Source organism: Streptomyces sp. HPF1205 (assembly GCF_020400825.1).
GTDB lineage: Bacteria > Actinomycetota > Actinomycetes > Streptomycetales > Streptomycetaceae > Actinacidiphila.
Genome location: NZ_JAINVH010000010.1, coordinates 49,085 through 66,055, shown reverse-complemented (window position 1 = coordinate 66,055; position 16,971 = coordinate 49,085). Strand labels below are relative to the sequence as shown.

The 16,971-nt window shown below is 74.1% G+C and carries 15 protein-coding genes and 1 pseudogene; 12 read left to right on the top strand and 4 right to left on the bottom strand.

Features of this window, described 5'->3' with window-relative positions:
- Positions 1-38: 38 nt before the first annotated feature.
- Positions 39-809 (bottom strand): G1 family glutamic endopeptidase, encoded by a 771-nt coding sequence (locus K7G61_RS13815; protein ID WP_225847081.1) that lies wholly within the window; start codon positions 807-809, stop codon positions 39-41.
- 293 nt (positions 810-1,102) lie between these two features.
- Here K7G61_RS13815 and K7G61_RS13810 point away from each other — a divergent pair.
- Positions 1,103-1,264, top strand: a pseudogene (locus K7G61_RS13810) (bifunctional ornithine acetyltransferase/N-acetylglutamate synthase); the annotation flags it as partial.
- A gap of 525 nt (positions 1,265-1,789) precedes the next feature.
- Complete coding sequence (locus K7G61_RS13805) at positions 1,790-2,959, top strand: alanine--tRNA ligase-related protein (RefSeq protein ID WP_225847080.1); 1,170 nt, start codon at positions 1,790-1,792, stop codon at positions 2,957-2,959.
- A gap of 56 nt (positions 2,960-3,015) precedes the next feature.
- Here the strand turns inward: K7G61_RS13805 and rfbD are convergent, their stop codons facing one another.
- Positions 3,016-3,909 carry a dTDP-4-dehydrorhamnose reductase gene (rfbD, locus tag K7G61_RS13800; RefSeq protein WP_225847079.1) on the bottom strand — a complete coding sequence of 298 codons (894 nt, stop codon included), beginning with the start codon at positions 3,907-3,909 and terminating at the stop codon, positions 3,016-3,018.
- Positions 3,906-4,895 carry a dTDP-glucose 4,6-dehydratase gene (gene rfbB / locus K7G61_RS13795; RefSeq protein ID WP_225847078.1) on the bottom strand — a complete coding sequence of 330 codons (990 nt, stop codon included), beginning with the start codon at positions 4,893-4,895 and terminating at the stop codon, positions 3,906-3,908. The genes rfbD and rfbB overlap by 4 nt, the downstream gene beginning before the upstream one ends.
- 100 nt (positions 4,896-4,995) lie before the next feature.
- Here rfbB and rfbA point away from each other — a divergent pair, with 100 nt between their 5' ends.
- Positions 4,996-5,910 carry a glucose-1-phosphate thymidylyltransferase RfbA gene (rfbA, locus tag K7G61_RS13790; RefSeq protein WP_225847077.1) on the top strand — a complete coding sequence of 305 codons (915 nt, stop codon included), beginning with the start codon at positions 4,996-4,998 and terminating at the stop codon, positions 5,908-5,910.
- On the opposite strand, the gene K7G61_RS13785 is transcribed toward rfbA, so the two are convergent.
- A complete protein-coding gene (locus K7G61_RS13785; RefSeq protein ID WP_225847076.1) occupies positions 5,880-6,482 on the bottom strand; it encodes a dTDP-4-dehydrorhamnose 3,5-epimerase family protein in 603 nt (200 codons plus the stop codon). The genes rfbA and K7G61_RS13785 overlap by 31 nt on opposite strands.
- Before the next feature lie 88 nt (positions 6,483-6,570).
- Between K7G61_RS13785 and K7G61_RS13780 the strand changes: the two genes are divergently transcribed.
- The 9 genes from K7G61_RS13780 (at position 6,571) to K7G61_RS13740 (ending at position 16,855) form a co-directional block, all read left to right on the top strand.
- On the top strand, positions 6,571-7,170 hold the full coding sequence (locus tag K7G61_RS13780) for an acyltransferase (RefSeq protein WP_225847075.1): 600 nt from the start codon (positions 6,571-6,573) through the stop codon (positions 7,168-7,170).
- Positions 7,171-7,684: 514 nt separating this feature from the next.
- Positions 7,685-8,917: a hypothetical protein gene (locus tag K7G61_RS13775; protein WP_225847074.1), complete on the top strand. Its 1,233-nt coding sequence runs from the start codon at positions 7,685-7,687 to the stop codon at positions 8,915-8,917.
- The gene (locus tag K7G61_RS13770) at positions 8,914-9,696 is read left to right on the top strand and encodes a WecB/TagA/CpsF family glycosyltransferase (protein ID WP_225847073.1); all 783 of its coding nucleotides are present in this window, start codon (positions 8,914-8,916) and stop codon (positions 9,694-9,696) included. The genes K7G61_RS13775 and K7G61_RS13770 overlap by 4 nt, the downstream gene beginning before the upstream one ends.
- The gene (locus K7G61_RS13765; protein ID WP_225847072.1) at positions 9,696-10,952 is read left to right on the top strand and encodes a nucleotide sugar dehydrogenase; all 1,257 of its coding nucleotides are present in this window, start codon (positions 9,696-9,698) and stop codon (positions 10,950-10,952) included. The genes K7G61_RS13770 and K7G61_RS13765 overlap by 1 nt, the downstream gene beginning before the upstream one ends.
- Positions 10,952-12,070, top strand: coding sequence for a non-hydrolyzing UDP-N-acetylglucosamine 2-epimerase (wecB, locus tag K7G61_RS13760; protein ID WP_225847071.1), 1,119 nt, complete (start codon positions 10,952-10,954; stop codon positions 12,068-12,070). Before K7G61_RS13765 ends, wecB begins: the two co-directional genes overlap by 1 nt.
- Before the next feature lie 91 nt (positions 12,071-12,161).
- Complete coding sequence (locus K7G61_RS13755; protein ID WP_225847070.1) at positions 12,162-13,028, top strand: chain length determinant protein; 867 nt, start codon at positions 12,162-12,164, stop codon at positions 13,026-13,028.
- A 38-nt stretch (positions 13,029-13,066) separates the two neighbouring features.
- A complete protein-coding gene (locus K7G61_RS13750; RefSeq protein ID WP_225847069.1) occupies positions 13,067-14,695 on the top strand; it encodes an oligosaccharide flippase family protein in 1,629 nt (542 codons plus the stop codon).
- Positions 14,696-14,957: 262 nt separating this feature from the next.
- Positions 14,958-16,046 carry a hypothetical protein gene (locus K7G61_RS13745; RefSeq protein ID WP_225847068.1) on the top strand — a complete coding sequence of 363 codons (1,089 nt, stop codon included), beginning with the start codon at positions 14,958-14,960 and terminating at the stop codon, positions 16,044-16,046.
- The gene (locus tag K7G61_RS13740) at positions 16,043-16,855 is read left to right on the top strand and encodes a glycosyltransferase (RefSeq protein ID WP_225847067.1); all 813 of its coding nucleotides are present in this window, start codon (positions 16,043-16,045) and stop codon (positions 16,853-16,855) included. Before K7G61_RS13745 ends, K7G61_RS13740 begins: the two co-directional genes overlap by 4 nt.
- The last annotated feature ends 116 nt before the right edge of the window (positions 16,856-16,971 follow it).

Below are 16,971 nucleotides of genomic sequence, written 5' to 3'. Positions count from 1 at the left end.
TGGCGGACCCGGCGCGCGCCGAGCGGAGTGCCGGCCTGTCAGCTGTGCTTCCAGGCGACGGAGAAGTTCTCCCCGCCGGACAGCGACGACGTGCTGGCCTTGGTGGTGCTGCCCGAGGCCATGTTGATCCTGTCCGGGCTGTAGTTGCCGATGGCCTGGCCGTTGGCGGTGGAGCCGGTGAAGGACACGGTGCCGAAGTTCGACAGCGGCAGGACGCCCGAGGAACTGGACGGCGCCTCCGCGATGATCTCGGCGGACGCCTTGGACGCGCTGCTGGAGGACTTGGTCGTGGTCTTCGTCCAGCCCCGGGTGGTGTCGGACAGCGTCAGGGTGAACGTCGAGCCGCTCACCGAGACGGTGGCGGTGAAGTGGTCACCGGGGCTGACGGTGTTGCTGTAGTTCACCGGGTAGGCGGGGTACATCTCGTACCACGACGAGTAGTACGCGCGGCCGCCCGAGCAGTCGGCCTCGGTACCGGTCTGCTCGACCGAGTTGCTGCCGTCGCCGTCGATGCCGACCCAGAACGACGAGTACGTGGTCGCGCTGCCGCAGCTCACGGCCGGCTGCACCCAGCTCGCCGAGACGCTGGTGAACGTCCTGCCGGTCGCCGCGTAGCCGGACCAGTTGGAGCTGGTGCTGTGGGTGATCAGCCCGCCGCCGTGCCCGCCCACCACGACGTGGTGGGTGCTGACGGGGGTGAAGCGGAAGGCCGACTCGGCCGAGGCGGCGGTGGAGGGCGCGGTCGCCAGTGCGGACAGAACCGCCGCGGCTGCGGCGGACACGGCGGTGTAGCGGATCGTTGCCGACATGCTGCTCCTTCTCGCGGGTCCCACGATGCAGGCGTAACCGGCGTGCTCTGGTGGGGTGGACGAGACGCCAGTGATTGTCAGTGTGCTGACAATCGGCGGGTGGCAACAGATGGCCTGCGGAACAAACGGCAAAGGTCGTGCCAAGTCCCGCGGCGGAACGGGGCACTTGTGCGGGTCGACGGTCAAATGCCGGAATTCCGGGGGCGGAAGAGCGGTGGAAGAGGTGCGCGGGCCCGCCTTCTTCTCCACCGACGCCGACATCCCGGCGCACGCGCCGGCGCGCCTCGCGCCCGGTGCGGTGCATCGCCGCCGACGGCGAAGGGGCGGGCAAGCTCATCGAGGTACGCGTCACCGGCGCGCGCGACGACGCCCGGGCCGAGCGGGTCGGCAGGAGCGTGGTCGACTCCCCGCTGGTGAAGGCCGCCGTGCGCGGCGCCGACCCACCCGCCGGACGATCGCGTCGGCATCACTCGTGAGAGTGATTGTGGGCGCGCCGCGGGGTGGTGGCGTGTGCCGGCGGGTGACGTGTCCCACCCTGAGGGCAGGCGGGTGCACTGCCAGTTCAGGTGGGGATGCCTGCCGTGACGGGAGGTGTGCCGTGCCGATGGATGGATTGTGGCGTACGGTGCAGCGTGCTATCGAGGCGCCGGAGACGACTGCACGCCTGATCGCGATTCTGATCACCCTCGGCGGGTGCGCCGCCGTGTGCGGGTGGGCGTGGAGACGCTCATGACCCCGCGGCGGCGGGACCGGAGCGTCCACCCGGGGCGCCGGACGGCCGCCGATGCTACGGTGAGGACATGGACGGCACCCGTATCACCGCGACCGCGCGAGCGACCAGCTCGCCGGTTGCCGCCGCCTGACCCCTGAATTTCCCGCCCGGCGACCGGAAACGGTCGCCGGGCGCCGTGTCCGCCGTTCACGCGGGCGGGGCTCGCCGCGGCCTTTCCGGTCGTCGCCCGCCCGAAAGGCCGACCGCCGTGGACACCCGTCAGACCGTCACCGTCTTCACCGACTTCTTCGCCGAACGCGGCCACGTGTCCCTTCCAGGCGCCCGCCTGGTGCGCCCACCGGGAGACCCGGTGCTGTTCACCACCTCCGGCATGCACCCGCTGACGCCGTATCTGGAGGGGCGGCCGCACCCGCGCGGCGAGCGCCTGGTCAACGTCCAGCGCTGTCTGCGCACCACCGACCTCGACGAGGTCGGCGACCACACCCACCTGACCGTGTTCCGGATGCTCGGCTCCTGGTCGCTGGGCGGTTACGAATCCTCGCAGAGCCTGCGCTGGGCCAGGGAACTGCTCGTCGACGGCTTCGGGATCGCCCCCGGCCGGCTGCACGCCACCGTCTTCGGCGGCGACGACCGGACCGGCCCCGACACCGGCTCGCTGCGCACCTGGCAGGAGTTGGGAGTGCCCGTCGAACTCACCGGGGAGGACAACTGGTGGTCCAACGGCCCCACCGGCCCCTGCGGCCCGGACTCGGAGATCTTCGTCTGGAACGGCGACGGGCCGCCGCGCGGCACCCCCACCACCGACCCCGGATGGGTCGAGGTGTGGAACCACGTGATGATGCGCTACCGGCGGCACGGCGACGGCAGCCTGACCCCGCTGCCCCGCCGGAGCGTCGACACCGGGATGGGCCTGGAGCGGCTGGTGATGGTGCTCGGCGGGAGCCGGTCGGTCTTCGGCGTCGACGAGTTCCTGCCGTGGACCGGTGAGGTCTCCCGCCTGTGGGGCGTCGAGGGACGTGCGCTGCGCCTGGTGTGCGACCACCTGCGCTCGGCCGCCGTCGTCATCGGCGACGACGTGCGACCGGGCGGCAACGGCCACGGTTACGTGCTGCGCCGGCTCGTCCGCCGGACGCTGACCACCTTGTGGCGGCACGATCCGTCCCGCACCCTCGCCGACCTCCCCGACGGCCTCCTGGGAGGGACACTGGACCGGTTCGGGCAGCCGCCCGCCGGGTCCGGCCGGGTCCGGGAGGTGCTCCTCGACGAGGAACACCGCTTCCGCACGCTCCTGGAACGCGGCAGGAAGGTGCTCTCCCGGCAGCGGTTCACCGGCCCGCTCGGTGAGGACGACTACCGCTACCTGCACGACACGCACGGCCTGCCGCGCGAACTCCTCGGGCTCCTGCGGCAGGAGTGACCGGCCGCGGGCCGGGCCGCGCCCCCGCGCGAGGGCGCGGCCCGGCCCGGCGGCGCTCAGCCGCCGGCCGCCGCCCGCGCCGCCGCGCGCCTGATCGCCGGCAGCCCCGCCGCGAGCTGTGCGCGCCAGTCCGGCATCGGCTCCATGCCCGCGCGCGCCCACCCCGCGTGGCCGAGCACGCTGTACGCGGGCCGGGGCGCCGGCCGCGGGAACCGGTCGGAGGTGGTCGGCCGCACCCGGCGCGGATCCAGCCCGGACAGCTCGAAGACCGCGCGGGCCAGCCCGTACCAGCTCACCTGGCCGCTCGCGGTGCCGTGGTACACGCCCGCCGGGGCCCGGCGGGCGAGCGCCGCCTCGCCCAACTCGGTCAGCCGCCCGGCCAGCGCGCCCGTCCACGTCGGCTGCCCCACCTGGTCGTCCACCACGTCGACGGTCTCCCGCCGCCCGGCCAGCGCCAGCATGGTGGCGACGAAGTTGCGGCCGTGGGCGCCGTACAGCCACGCCGTGCGCACCACGAAGCCGCGCTCCGGCAGCAGTTCGCGCACCGCCCGCTCGCCCGCGAGCTTGCCCCGGCCGTACGCGTTCAGCGGCGCGCACCTCGCGTCCTCCGGGTAGGGGCGGCCCGCGTCGCCGGGGAAGACGTAGTCCGTGGACAGGTGCACGAGCACCGCGCCGTGGCGGGCGCAGGCCCCGGCGAGCAGGCGCGGGCCGCCCGCGTTGGCCCGCGCGGCGGCCGCCTCGTCCGCCTCGGCACCGTCCACGTCCGTCCAGCCCGCCGTGTTGACGACGACGTCGTGCCCCGCGACGGCGGCTTCGACCGCGGCCGCGTCGGTGATGTCGAGCGCCGCCCGGGGCGCCGCGGTGACCGACGCGCCCGGCCGGGCGGCCAGTACACCGGTCAGGTCCCGGCCGAGCATCCCGCCGGCTCCGGTCACGAGCCAGCGGGTCATGCCGGCAGCTCCGCCCGGGCGGCCAGCGGCTCCCACCACTCCCGGTTGTCCCGGTACCAGGCGACCGTGTCGGCCAGCCCCTCGTCGAAGCCCGTCAGCGGCTCGTACCCCAGCTCGTCCCGGATCTTGGAGATGTCCAGCGAGTACCGCAGGTCGTGGCCCTTGCGGTCGGCCACGTACCGGACCCGGTCCCAGTCCGCCCCGCAGGCCGCGAGCAGCCGCCCGGTCAGCTCGCGGTTGGACAGCTCGGTGCCGCCCCCGACGTGGTAGACCTCGCCCGCCCGGCCGCCGCGCAGCACCAGGTCGATGCCGCGGCAGTGGTCGGACACGTGCAGCCAGTCGCGGACGTTGCGGCCGTCCCCGTACAGCGGCACCTCGCGGCCGTCCAGCAGCCGGGTGACGAACAGCGGGATCATCTTCTCCGGGAAGTGGTAGCGGCCGTAGTTGTTGGAGCAGCGGGTCACCGTCACGTCCAGCCCGTGGGTGCGGTGGTAGGCCAGCGCCATCAGGTCCGAGGCCGCCTTGGACGCGGCGTAGGGGGAGTTGGGCGCGAGCGGCGCGTCCTCCGTCCACGAGCCCTCGGCGACGGAGCCGTAGACCTCGTCGGTCGAGACGTGGACGAACCTGCCCACCTTGTGCCGCAGCGCCGCGTCCAGCAGCACCTGCGTGCCCAGCACGTTGGTGGTCACGAACGGCGCCGCGTCCGCGATCGAGCGGTCCACGTGCGACTCGGCGGCGAAGTGCACCACCGCGTCCTGCCCGGCCGTCACGCCGTCCACGACCGCCGGGTCGCGGACGTCGCCGCGCACGAAGACCAGGTCCCGGTGCCCGGCGACCGGCGCGAGGTTCGCCTCGTTGCCCGAGTACGTCAGGTTGTCCAGGACCGTGATCCGGGCGCCCGCGCCCGAGGGCAGCTCGCCGAGCAGGGCGGCCCGTACGAACTGCGATCCTATGAAGCCGGCTCCGCCGGTGACGAGTATCCGCATAGGGCCGCCACTCTAGGCGACGCAACCGCCGTTTCGGGGAACAACCGCTCGCTTCGCGGAACAACGATGCGAAACCGGGCCGATCGCTATCATCACCGGCATGCGTGGGATAGTGCTCGCCGGGGGGACCGGCTCACGGCTGTGGCCGATCACGAAAGCCGTGTCGAAACAGCTCATGCCCGTGTTCGACAAGCCGATGGTGTACTACCCGCTCACCACTCTGGTCATGGCGGGGATCAGGGACATCCTGGTCATCACCACACCCGGTGACCGCCCGCAGTTCGAGCGGCTGCTCGGCGACGGGTCCCAGTTCGGCCTGAACTTCACCTTCGCCGTCCAGGAGCGGCCGGCGGGCATCGCCGAGGCGTTCGTGATCGGCGCCGACTTCATCGGTGACGAGCCGGTGGCCCTGATCCTCGGCGACAACATCTTCCACGGGGACGGCCTGGGCCGGCAGCTGCGCGGCTACGCCGAGCCGGAGGGCGGCGTGGTCTTCGCGCACGCCGTCGCCGACCCCGCCGCCTACGGCGTGGTGGAGTTCGCCCCCGACGGCACCGTGCTGTCCATCGAGGAGAAGCCGGCCCGGCCGCGGTCCCGCTACGCCGTGCCGGGCCTGTACTTCTACGACAGCGAGGTGGTCGCCATAGCGCGCTCCCTGACCCCGAGCGCGCGCGGCGAACTGGAGATCACCCACGTCAACCAGGCCTACCTGGACCGCGGCAGGCTGACCGTCTCGGTGCTGGACCGCGGCACCGTCTGGCTGGACACGGGCACCTTCCAGTCCCTGGTGCAGGCGTCGGAGTACGTCCGGGTGGTCGAGGAGCGGCAGGGATTCAAGATCGGCTGCGTCGAGGAGGCGGCCTGGCTGGCCGGGTTCATCGACGACGACCGGCTGCTGGAGCTGGCCGAGCCGCTGCGCAGGAGCGGTTACGGCGAATATCTGGCGCAGCTCCTCGTCCACCGCGAGGACGACACCGGCTTCGGTCACCGCTCCGGCCGCTGGAGCCCCGCGTAGAACGCCAGGCACTCCTCGTACGACGGCAGCAGGCCGAGTTCGCGGGCACGGGCCAGCGTGGGCGCCTGCGCGTCCTTGTCCGACAGCACGGGGACGGTGTCGGTCGGCCACTCGATGCCCAGCGCCGGGTCCAGCGGGTCGACGCCGTGCTCGCGGGCCGGCGCGTAGCCCTGCGAGCACAGGTAGATCACCGTGGCGTCGTCCGTCAGCGCCATGAAGGCGTGCCCCAGGCCCTCGGCGACGAACATCGACGCGTGCGTCCGGTCGTCCAGGCGCACCGCTTCCCATCGGCCGAAGGTGGGGGAGCCGACCCGGATGTCCACGACCACGTCGAGTACGGCGCCGCGTACGCAGGTGACGTACTTCGCCTGCCCGGGAGGTACGTCGGCGAAGTGGACACCGCGCAGCGTGCCGCGTACCGACACCGAGCAGTTCGCCTGCGCCAGGGTCAGCGACCGGCCTGTCGCGGCCGCGATGTCGTCCTGCCGGAACCACTCGTGGACGCCACCGCGAGCGTCGTGGAAGACCTGCGGTTCGTGCAGCCAGGAGCCCTCGATGGCCAGTGGCTTCATGGGATCACGTCCTCGATGGTGTCGTCGGGCCCTCATTGTGGGGTGCCGCGGCTTATGCTCGCCCCCGTCCGGAGAATCTGGGGGGAACGTGACGGTCACGGTCAAGTCCACCGCGCAGGTGGATCCCGACGCCGAACTCGGCGAGGGCACGACGGTGTGGGAGCTGGCGCAGATACGGGAGGGAGCCCGGCTCGGCCGCGGCTGCAACGTGGGCCGCGGCGCCTACGTGGGACCCGGGGTGCGCATCGGCGACCGCGTCAAACTGCAGAACTACGCGCTGGTGTACGAGCCGGCCGAACTCGCCGACGGGGTGTTCGTCGGCCCGGCCGCGGTGCTCACCAACGACCACTACCCGCGGGCCGTGGACCCCGAGGGCGTCCTCAAGCGCGGCGGCGACTGGGAGCCGGTGGCCGTGCGGGTCGGCGAGGGCGCGGCGCTCGGCGCCCGCTCCGTGTGCGTGGCCCCGGTGCGGGTCGGCCGCTGGGCACTGGTCGCGGCGGGCGCGGTCGTCACCCGGGACGTGCCGGACTTCGCCCTCGTCGCCGGGGTGCCGGCCCGCCGGATCGGCTGGGTCGGACGGGCCGGGGTGCGGCTGGAGGAACTGCCGGGGGAGCCGGGGGTGTGGCGGTGCCCGCGCACGGGCGCGCTCCACGACGAGCGGGACGGGCTGCTTGTGGAGCGCCGGTGATCGTCGTGTGGGGAAGATGTGATGAACAGGTGGCGGCAACTTTCCGCAAAACGTCAATCAGCGCACATCCGTAGGCATATCGTGTAGCCCGCCGCACCTCGGGGGAAGCGTGCGGCGGTGCACGCGCACGGCGAGGAACGTGACGGCGCGCGGCGCGGCGGTCACGGCGCGGTGCATCCGGCACGGCATACCGGCACATCGCACACGGCACGGCGCACACGGCACGGCGCACACGGCACATCGCACGGCGCACATCGCACATCGCAAGGGGAGTTCAGGGGGAAGGGCCCGCGGTCCGCGAGGGACGGCCGCGCGGCCGTTCGGCGAGCGACCAGGGGGGTCCGGTGGGTCACATCCGCGCGGTTTCTGTATGCCCGTTTTGTGGCATTGAACCGCATTCCACTGCCCGGTGCGGGCACGTCGGCGCACGCGGCCGGCCCACGCGGGACGAGACCCGCACACCGCCGCGCACGCAGGCGGCACACGGCATCCCCGCGAGGGAGACGAGGGCGCGATGACCACGACACGACTGGCGGCCCTCGGCCGCGACGATCCGCCGCTGCGCACCCTCGCCGGGCGTCTGCTGACGCTGGCGGAGGCGGGGCTGCCCGCGATGTACGTGCCCGACGGCGGCGCGGGTAACCCGAACGGCGGTGAGCCGCGCGAGGGCGGCACCTTCGTCTTCACCCGCGCCGCCCGCGGCGCGGGCCGGGCGGGCTCGCCCGGCGGCGGCACCGGCCTGGAGAGCCGCGGCACCAGCACGCGCTACGCGGCCATCACCGCGCTGGGCGCCCGCTTCCTGCCCGAGGACCGCCAGCGGCCCCTGTTCGGCGGCCGCACCTCGCACGAGTTCACCGGCCTGCTCGTCCAGCGGCTGCCGTCGGTGACGAACCTCGGCGACGCCGCCCTGATCGCCTGGGCCGCCGCCGAGCACCGCCACCCCAAGCTCTCCGACGCGCTGGAGCGCCTCGCGGCCCTGGACGCGGGCCCCGGGCCCCGCTACACCGTCGAGGCGGCCTGGGTGCTGTCCGCCCTGACTGCGGCCCGCACCGGCGCCGACGTCGAGCGGCCGCTCGCGGCCGCCCGCGACCGGCTGCTGCGCGCCCGGATTCCCGGCAGCCCGCTGTTCCCGCACGCCACCGGGCCCGGCCTGCTGCCCTGGTACCGCGCCCACGTCGGCTGCTTCGCCGACCAGACCTACCCGCTGCAGGCGCTGGCCCGCGTCCACGCCGGCGGCCACGACCCCGAGGCGCTGGCCGCCGCCGACGCCTGCGCCGCCCGCGTCTGCGCCCTGCAGGGCGAGGGCGGGCAGTGGTGGTGGCACTACGACGCCCGGGACGGCTCGGTCGTCGAGGGCTACCCCGTCTACAGCGTCCACCAGCACGCCATGGCGCCCACCGCCCTGTTCGACCTGGCCGACGCGGGCGGCACCGACCACCGGGAAGCGGTCCGGCGGGGCCTGCGATGGCTGGCGGGCCCGCCCGAACTGCCCGCAGGCGCCACGATGATCCGCGACGACCTGGGCGTCACCTGGCGCAAGGTCGGCCGCGGCGACCCCAGGAAGGCCGTCAGGGCCGCCCGGGGGCTCGGCACCCGTACCGTACCCGGGCTGCGCTTCGGCGCCCTGGACCGGATCTTCCGCCCCGCCGCCGTGGACCGCGAGTGCCGGCCGTACGAGTTCGGCTGGATGCTCTTCGCCTGGCTCGGCGGGCCCACGGCCGGCACCGCGCAGGGGGAGGACGCGTGAACGCGACAAGCGTCCTGTTCGGCGTCCGGATCGACGCGCTGACGATGGACCAGACCGTCGAGCGCTGCATGCGGGCCGTCCGTGACCGCGAACCGCTGGAGATCGGCGTGGTCAACGCCGCCAAGCTGGTCGGCATGCGGCGCGACCCGCGGCTGGCCGAGGCCGTCACCGGCTGCGACCTGGTCCTGGCCGACGGCCAGGCGGTGGTGTGGGCGAGCCGGCTGCTGCGCTCGCCGCTGCCCGAACGCGTCGCCGGGATCGACCTGTTCATGCGGCTGCTGGCCGCCGCGCAGAGCGAGGGCGAATCCGTGTACTTCCTCGGCGCGCGCGCCGACGTCCTGGACCGCATGCTCGACCGGGTCCACCGCCGCTTCCCCGACCTGGTGGTCGCCGGGCACCGGGACGGCTACTTCACCGACGACGAGCAGTCCGCCGTCGCCGACGCGGTCCGCGACAGCGGCGCCGCGATGCTCTTCCTCGGCATGACCTCGCCCAAGAAGGAGATCTTCACCGCCGGCTACGGCAAGCAGACCGGCGTGCGGCTCGTGCACGGCGTCGGCGGCTCCTTCGACATCCTGGCCGGCGTCACCCGCCGCGCCCCCCGCGCCTGGCAGCGGCTGGGCCTGGAGTGGCTCTACCGCCTGCTCCAGGAGCCCCGCCGGCTGGCCCGCCGCTACCTCACCACCAACGCGGCCTTCGTCCGGATGACGGCCCGCGAGATGCTCCGCCCCACACCTCCCCCCGGCCTCGGCGCCGGCCCCGTGAAGAGGAGTCGCTGATGCGCGTCGTCGTGGTTGGACAGGGGTATGTCGGCCTGCCGCTGGCGATCCGCGCCGCCGAGGTCGGACACGAGGTCGTCGGGTACGACGTGGATCCGGCCAGGGTCAAGAACCTCGCCGCCGGCGTCTCCTACGTCGAGGACGTCAGCGCGCAGCGCCTGGTCGCCGCCCTGGACAAGGGCGCCTACCGCCCCAGCGACTCGGCCCGCGACTGCGCCGGCTTCGACGTGGCCGTGGTCACCGTACCCACCCCGCTGCGCGAGGGCATACCGGACCTGCGCTTCATCGAGGACTCCGCCCGCACCCTCGCCCGCTACCTGCGCCCCGGCGCCACCGTCGTCCTGGAGTCGACCACCTACCCGGGCACCACGCAGGAGCTGTTCGCGCCCCTGCTGGAGGACGGCTCGGGCCTGGCCGCCGGAGCGGACTTCCACCTCGGCTACAGCCCCGAGCGGATCGACCCCGGCAACCCGGTGTGGGGCTTCCAGCAGACCCCCAAGGTCGTCTCCGGCGTCGACGCGGCCTCCCTGAAGGCCGTGCAGGGCTTCTACGGCGAACTGGTCGACACCACCGTGCCCGTCGCCTCACCCAAGGAGGCGGAACTCGCCAAACTCCTGGAGAACACCTTCCGGCACGTCAACATCGCGCTCGTCAACGAGATCGCGATGTTCGCCCGCCACCTGGACATCGACGTCTGGCAGGCGATCGAGGCCGCCTCCAGCAAACCGTTCGGCTTCATGAAGTTCACCCCGGGACCCGGCGTCGGCGGCCACTGCCTGCCCATCGACCCGTCCTACCTGTCCTGGCGGGTCCAGCGCGAACTCGGCCAGAACTTCCGGTTCGTGGAACTGGCCAACGACATCAACGGCCACATGCCCGAATACGTCGCCCGCCGCGTCATCGACGCCTTCAACCGCCGCCGCCGCTCCGTCAACGGGTCGCGCGTGCTGCTGCTGGGGCTTGCGTACAAGAAGAACACCGGCGACGCCCGCGAGTCGCCCAGCCTGCGCATCTCCCGGCTGCTGCTCGACATGGGCGCGAAGGTCAGGGCCGCCGACCCGCACGTGGTGGAGACCGCGGCGGTCGACCCCCGGCTGGTGCGGGTCGAACTGACCCGCAAGGAGGTGGCGGGCGCCGACGTCGTGGTACTGCTCACCGACCACGACGCCTTCGACTACGACCTGATCGTGCGGCACGCGGGCTTCGTCCTCGACTGCCGCCACCGGCTGTCCGGACCCACCGTCGAGGTGCTGTGATGAAACGCGTCGTGTGCGTGGCGGGCGCCCGCCCCAACTACATGAAGACCAAACCCGTCATGGACGCCCTGGAGGCGGCCGGCGCCGAGGTGGTGCTCGTCCACACCGGACAGCACTACGACGAGGCGATGAACGGCGTCTTCTTCCGCGACCTGGGACTGCGCCCGCCGGACCGGTTCCTGGGCGTGGGCTCCGGGAGCCACGCCCAGCAGACCGGCCGGGTGATGGCGGCCTTCGAGCCGCTGCTCGCCGACCTGGCCCCGGACGCCGTGGTCGTCGTCGGGGACGTCAACTCCACCCTGGCCTGCGCCCTGGTCACCGCGAAGGCGGGCCCGCTGCTGGCCCACGTCGAGGCCGGCCTGCGCAGCCGCGACTGGACCATGCCGGAGGAGGTCAACCGGGTGGCCACCGACCGGGTCAGCGACTACCTGCTGGCCCCCTCGCCCGACGCCGTCGACAACCTGCGGGCCGAGGGCTACCGCGAGGACCAGGTGCACCTGGTCGGCAACGTCATGATCGACACGCTGCTCGCCAACCTCGAACGGGCCCGGGCCCACGGCGTCCTGGCCGGGTACGGCCTCACGCCGGGGGAGTACGGCCTGGTCACCCTGCACCGACCGGCCAACGTCGACGACCCGGCGGTGCTCGCCGGCCTGCTCAAGGCGCTCGGCGAGATCGCCGGACGCTGCCCGCTGCTGCTGCCGGTCCACCCCAGGGCCGCCGGCCGCCTGGCGGACCTCGGCGTGCCGGGCGGCGTGCGGCTCGTGCCGCCCGCCGGGTACCTGGACTTCATCGCCCTGCAGGACGCCGCCCGGATCGTACTGACCGACTCCGGCGGCGTGCAGGAGGAGACCACCGCGCTCGGCGTGCCCTGCGTGACCCTCCGGGACAACACCGAGCGGCCCATCACCGTCGAGCAGGGCACCAACGTGCTGGCCGGCCGCGACCCGGACCGAGTCGTCGCCACGGCGCTGCGCGTCCTGGACGACCCGCCCGCGCCGCGCCGCCCCGCCCTGTGGGACGGCCGGGCCGGGGAGCGCGTCGCCCGGGTCCTGCTGGAGGGAGGCACCGCGCGCACCCGCCCCAGACCCACCGACCGGCCGGCGCCCGCCGCGTGAGCCGGGCCGCCGCGGGGGCCGAAACCGCCCTCGTCCGGTCAACACGCACCATATGCTCGACCACGTACTTGGGGCCGCGAGGGGGACATAGATGGATCTCGCCGAGATCTTCCGGGTCATGCGCAGGCGGTGGTACGTCCTGCTGCCCGGACTGCTGCTCACCGCCGGCCTGGTGACGGGCGCCTACCTGCGGGTGCCCCTGACCTACCAGTCGCAGAGCACGGTGGTGCTGCTCAACTCGCAGAAGGCGACGGTCGCCTTCGACGGCAACCCGTTCCTGAGCACGCAGACCTCGCTCACCGGCATGGCCGACAGCCTGGCCCGCAACCTCAACTCCGACGCCTCGGTGGCCGATCTGCGGGCCGAGGGCGCCAGCGGCAGCACCCTCGCGAAGATCGCCGACAACGCCCAGGGCCCCCTGATGTGGCTCACCGCCACGGGCACCGACAAGGCCGCGGTGCTGCACACCGACCGGCTGCTGACGGCCTACGCCGCCAAACGTCTCGAACAGTTCCAGGTCCAGCAGTCCGTGGCGCCCAAGGCGATGATCCGGATGGCCACCGTGGTGCCGCCGCAGATCCCGGTGGCGAAGACCAAGACCCGCACGGAATACCTGGTGCTGGCCGCGCTGATGGGCATCGTGATCAGCCTGGTGGCGACCTTCTGGTTCGAGGCGAGCAGGCGGCCCGCGCGCGCCGCCGCGGCGGGCACGGCGGCCGGCGCGACCGCGGCCGGGCAGGCGCGCGAGGAGGCCGCGGCCGGGCGGGAGCCGGCGCGGGAGGAGGCCGCGGCCCCGCCGGACACCCACGTACGCCCCGCTCCCCGCTGGTCCGCGGCCCGTACCGGGGAGCCCGGCCCCGACGGCGGCCCCGGCCCGGGCGACCGCGGCGCCCCGGACCCCGCGGATCACGCGAATCCCGCGGACACGTCCGGGACGCAGGCGCACCGCTTCGTGTGACCACCGCACCCACCAGCCGCCCGGCGAGGAGTCGGCCCATGGACCAGGCGCGCCCCACCGGCACCCCGGCGGGCCGGCCCGCCGCGCCCGCGCGCCCGGCACGCCGGGTCCCGTTCTGGGCGATCCCGGACGACGAGGACGAGCCGCGCCGGGACGCCCCCGGCGCGAACGCCTCGCGGTCCGGAAGGCCGCGCCCGCACCGGACACCGCCCCCGGCGCCCGCCGCGGCTCCGCCGTCCCTCGGCCGCAAGGTCCGCTCCGCGGCCGGCTGGAGCCTGGTCAACACCGTCGTCATGCGGCTGGGCAACTTCGCCACCGGCATCGTCCTGGCGCGCTTCGCCCTCGGCCCCGCCGCGTGGGGCGTGTACGGCGTCGCGCAGACCGTGCTGCTGGTCCTGCTGTCCGCCAACGAACTCGGTGTCGGGCTCGCCGTCGTCCGCTGGGACGGCGACCCCCGCCGCTTCGCGCCCACCGTGCTGACCCTCAGCGCCCTGTCCAGCACCGCGCTGTACGCCGCCCTGTTCGCCGCGGCCCCGGCCATGGCGCACGCCCTCGGCTCGCCCGACGCGGCCGCCGTACTGCGGGTGATGTGCCTGTGCGTCGTGCTCGACGGCGTCTCGCAGGTCCCGGCCGGCTTCCTCACCCGGGAGTTCGCCCAGGGCCGGCGCATGGCCATCGACGCCGTCAACTTCCTCGTCAGCACCGCCGTGACCCTGCTCCTCGCCTTCGACGGGCGGGGGGCGATCAGCTTCGCCTGGGGCTCGGTCGCGGGCAACGTCGCCGCGCTGGCGGGGCTGTGCCTGGCCGCCCCCGGCACCCTGCGTTTCGGCTGGGACCCGGCGCAGGCCCGCGCGCTGCTGCGATTCGGGCTGCCGCTGGCCGGGGCCAGCCTCCTCGCCCTCGCCGTGGTCAACGTCGACACCCTGGTCGTCGGCGCCACCCTCGGCAAGGTGTCCCTGGGCTTCTACGTCCTCGCCTTCAACATCTCCGGCTGGCCGGTGCGGATCGTCTCCGAAGCGGCCCGGCGGGTGTCGTTCGCCGGCTTCTCCCGCCTGGCCGGCTCCCCGCGGGCCCTGGCCGAGGGCTTCGGCCGCGCCCTGGCCGTCCTCGTCACCGGCACCGTGCCGCTGTGCGTCCTGCTCGCCTGCCTCGCCGCCCCGCTGATCGGCCTGGTCTACGGCGGCCAGTGGGTCCCCGCCGCCAGGGCACTGCCCTGGCTGATGGCGCTCGGCCTGATCCGGATCGGCTGCGAACTCGCCTACGACTGCCTCGTCGCCGCGGGCCGGCGGCGCTCCCTGATCGGCGTCCAGGCGCTGTGGCTGGCCGCCCTGTTCCCCGTCCTCGTCGCCGCCGCCCACCGCGACGGCATCGTCGGCGTCGCCCAGGGCCATGTACTGGTCGCCGGCGGCGTCATCGTCCCGGTCTTCCTGCTCGCGCTGCGGGGGAGCGGCATCGGGCCCGGGCGGGTGGCCCGCGCCTGCGCCCGGCCGTTCCTCGCCGGCGCCGTCATGGCCGCGGTCACCATCGCCCTGCACGGCCGACTCGGCGACGGCCGGCCCGCGCTCGCCGCCACCGGCTGCGCGGCCGTGGCCGCGTACGCGCTCTGCGTCCTGCCGGCCCTGCGGTCGCCGCGCGGCGGGAAGTCCACTGCCGAGACCACGAAATGAGACCACCATGACCGACAGCCCCGACACGCCGCCCGGACCGGGAGGAAGACCCGCGGGGGACGGCGGCCGGGATCCGGACCCGCGGGTGGACGCCGCGGGCCCGCCGGCCGGCCCGGGCGGCCGTACGGGCGACGGCCCCGCGCGGACCCGCCGCACGCGAGGAGAGCCGGGCGGGGGCGGGGGGAAGGGCCGTGAAGACCGGGCGGCCGGGGGCCGCCGGCGGTGGTGGTCCGGCAGAGCCGCGTTATTGATCGCTTGCGCCGTGGTGACGGCGGTCGCCTTGTCGGTGGTGCTCGCCACCCGCTCGGGACGGAGCGACACGACCGGCGGGCGCTGCCCCGTCGAAGCCCTCACCTGCGCGCCCGGCCAGTCCGACCCGGCCGACTCGGCGCCCGCGGCCACGCGCGGGCCGACGCCGGACGGTGGCAGCGGCGCCCGCGCCCCCGGCATGGGACGTACGTCCCCCACGGCGACGGCCGACCCGGCGGCGACGGACCGCGGCGACGCCAAAGCGCCCACCGCACCCGGGACCTGCCGCACAGCGGCGGCGTGCGGCTTCCCCGACGCACGCACCACCGGCCCGCGCCTGGCGCTCACCCCGCACCGGGTCGGCGCCATGAGCATCAGGACCGACGGCACCGTCATCCGCCGCTGGGACATCACCGGCTCGCTGGACGTGTACGCCAACAACGTCACCGTCATCGACAGCAGGATCACCTCCGACAACTGGTGGGGCATCAACCTGCGGGCCGGCTACAGCGGCCTGCGGATCCTGCACACCACCATCACCGCCGTGCCCGGCAAGGGCCCCGACAACGGAGGAGTGGACTACGCGGTGTCGAACATGGGGGCGAGCGCGGTCGAGGTCGGCTGGTGCGACGTGTCGGTCTTCGGCGACGCCCTGTCCATGGGCCAGGGCTACCTGCACGACAACTACGTGCACGACATCACGCCGTTCAGGAACCAGGGCGGCGAATGGCAGCACACCAACGCCGTGATCAGCGACGGCGGCGGCGCGGGCGGGCTGACCGTCCGGCACAACACACTGCTCAACCCGACCCCCGTCGACCGGGGCGCCTCCGGCAGCGTGGGGCTGTTCGCCGACACCGGCACCGTCAAGAACGTCACCGTCGAGGACAACTGGCTGGCCGGCGGCGCGTACACGCTCTACGCCGGAGGCAGCGGCGCGACCGGCATCAAGGTCACCGGGAACGTCTTCTCCACCGAATACCACCCGGCCGCCGGCGGATACGGCGCGGTGACCGCGTGGAACGAGGGCGGCGCGGGCAACGTCTGGCGCGACAACCGCATGTCCGACGGCCGGGCCGTCGTGCCGGGGACGACCTCGTGACGCCCGGCGGGGCCGCGGGCCCGCTGCGTGCGGCCGCCCGCCTGCCCTGGACGCTGCTGAAGGGGGCGTTCGGCTGGCTCGTGCTGTTCGAGCTGCGCAACAAAGTGCTGCTGGCCGGCTCCGCACTGCGCCTTCGGCGGATCGAGAACGCCGAGACCCGCCGCCTGGCGGCCGCCCTGCCGGTGCGCCCCACCGCCTTGGTGGCCACCGTGATCGCCACCCACGAACGGCCCGAGGCCCTGCGCGCGGCCGTCGGGTCCGCGCTGGCCCAGACCGTCCGCGACCAGGTCGTCGTGGTGGTGGACGACGGCGCCGGGCTGCCCGAACTGCCGGACGATCCACGGCTGTTCGCGGTGTCGCTGTCGGTCAACACCAAGACCGCGGGGGTGGTGCGCAACGTCGGCATCCGCCTGAGCCGCTCCCGGTACGTGGCGTTCCTGGACGACGACAACCTCTGGGAACCCGAACACCTGGCCCGCGCCCTGGAGGCGCTGGAGGCACCCGGCGGGCCGGACGGCGTGTACACCGCGCTGCGCCGCGTACTGCCCGACGGCACCGAGCACGACATCCTGTCGGTGCCCTGGGACCGGCGCCGCTCCGCGCGCGAGTCCTTCCTGGACACCAACGCCTTCGTCGCACGCCGCAACCGCGCCCTGCGCTTCAGCCGGCTGCGCCGCACCCCCGAGGTGCTGCCGCGCGAGGACTGGGAGCTGATCCACCGCTACGCCCGAACCCACCGGATACGCCACCTGCCGCATCCGACCGTCCGCTACCTGGTGAACCCCGGCAGCTTCTACACCCGCTGGTAGGACCGCGCGCGGCCGCCGGTCCCGCGGTCCGCGCGAACGCCCCGGTTCGCCCCCGCAATTGCCCCGATCGACCGTATCGTTGCCCCAATCGCCCGCGCCCGGACGTCCCGGGCGCT

Coding starts and splice junctions, on each gene's coding strand:
- K7G61_RS13815 (WP_225847081.1), bottom strand. CDS start 809: ATGTCGGCAACGATCCGCTACACCGCCGTGTCCGCCGCAGCCGCGGCG.
- rfbD (WP_225847079.1), bottom strand. CDS start 3,909: ATGACCCGCTGGCTCGTGACCGGAGCCGGCGGGATGCTCGGCCGGGAC.
- rfbB (WP_225847078.1), bottom strand. CDS start 4,895: ATGCGGATACTCGTCACCGGCGGAGCCGGCTTCATAGGATCGCAGTTC.
- rfbA (WP_225847077.1), top strand. CDS start 4,996: ATGCGTGGGATAGTGCTCGCCGGGGGGACCGGCTCACGGCTGTGGCCG.
- K7G61_RS13785 (WP_225847076.1), bottom strand. CDS start 6,482: ATGAAGCCACTGGCCATCGAGGGCTCCTGGCTGCACGAACCGCAGGTC.
- K7G61_RS13775 (WP_225847074.1), top strand. CDS start 7,685: ATGACCACGACACGACTGGCGGCCCTCGGCCGCGACGATCCGCCGCTG.
- K7G61_RS13765 (WP_225847072.1), top strand. CDS start 9,696: ATGCGCGTCGTCGTGGTTGGACAGGGGTATGTCGGCCTGCCGCTGGCG.
- wecB (WP_225847071.1), top strand. CDS start 10,952: ATGAAACGCGTCGTGTGCGTGGCGGGCGCCCGCCCCAACTACATGAAG.
- K7G61_RS13755 (WP_225847070.1), top strand. CDS start 12,162: ATGGATCTCGCCGAGATCTTCCGGGTCATGCGCAGGCGGTGGTACGTC.
- K7G61_RS13750 (WP_225847069.1), top strand. CDS start 13,067: ATGGACCAGGCGCGCCCCACCGGCACCCCGGCGGGCCGGCCCGCCGCG.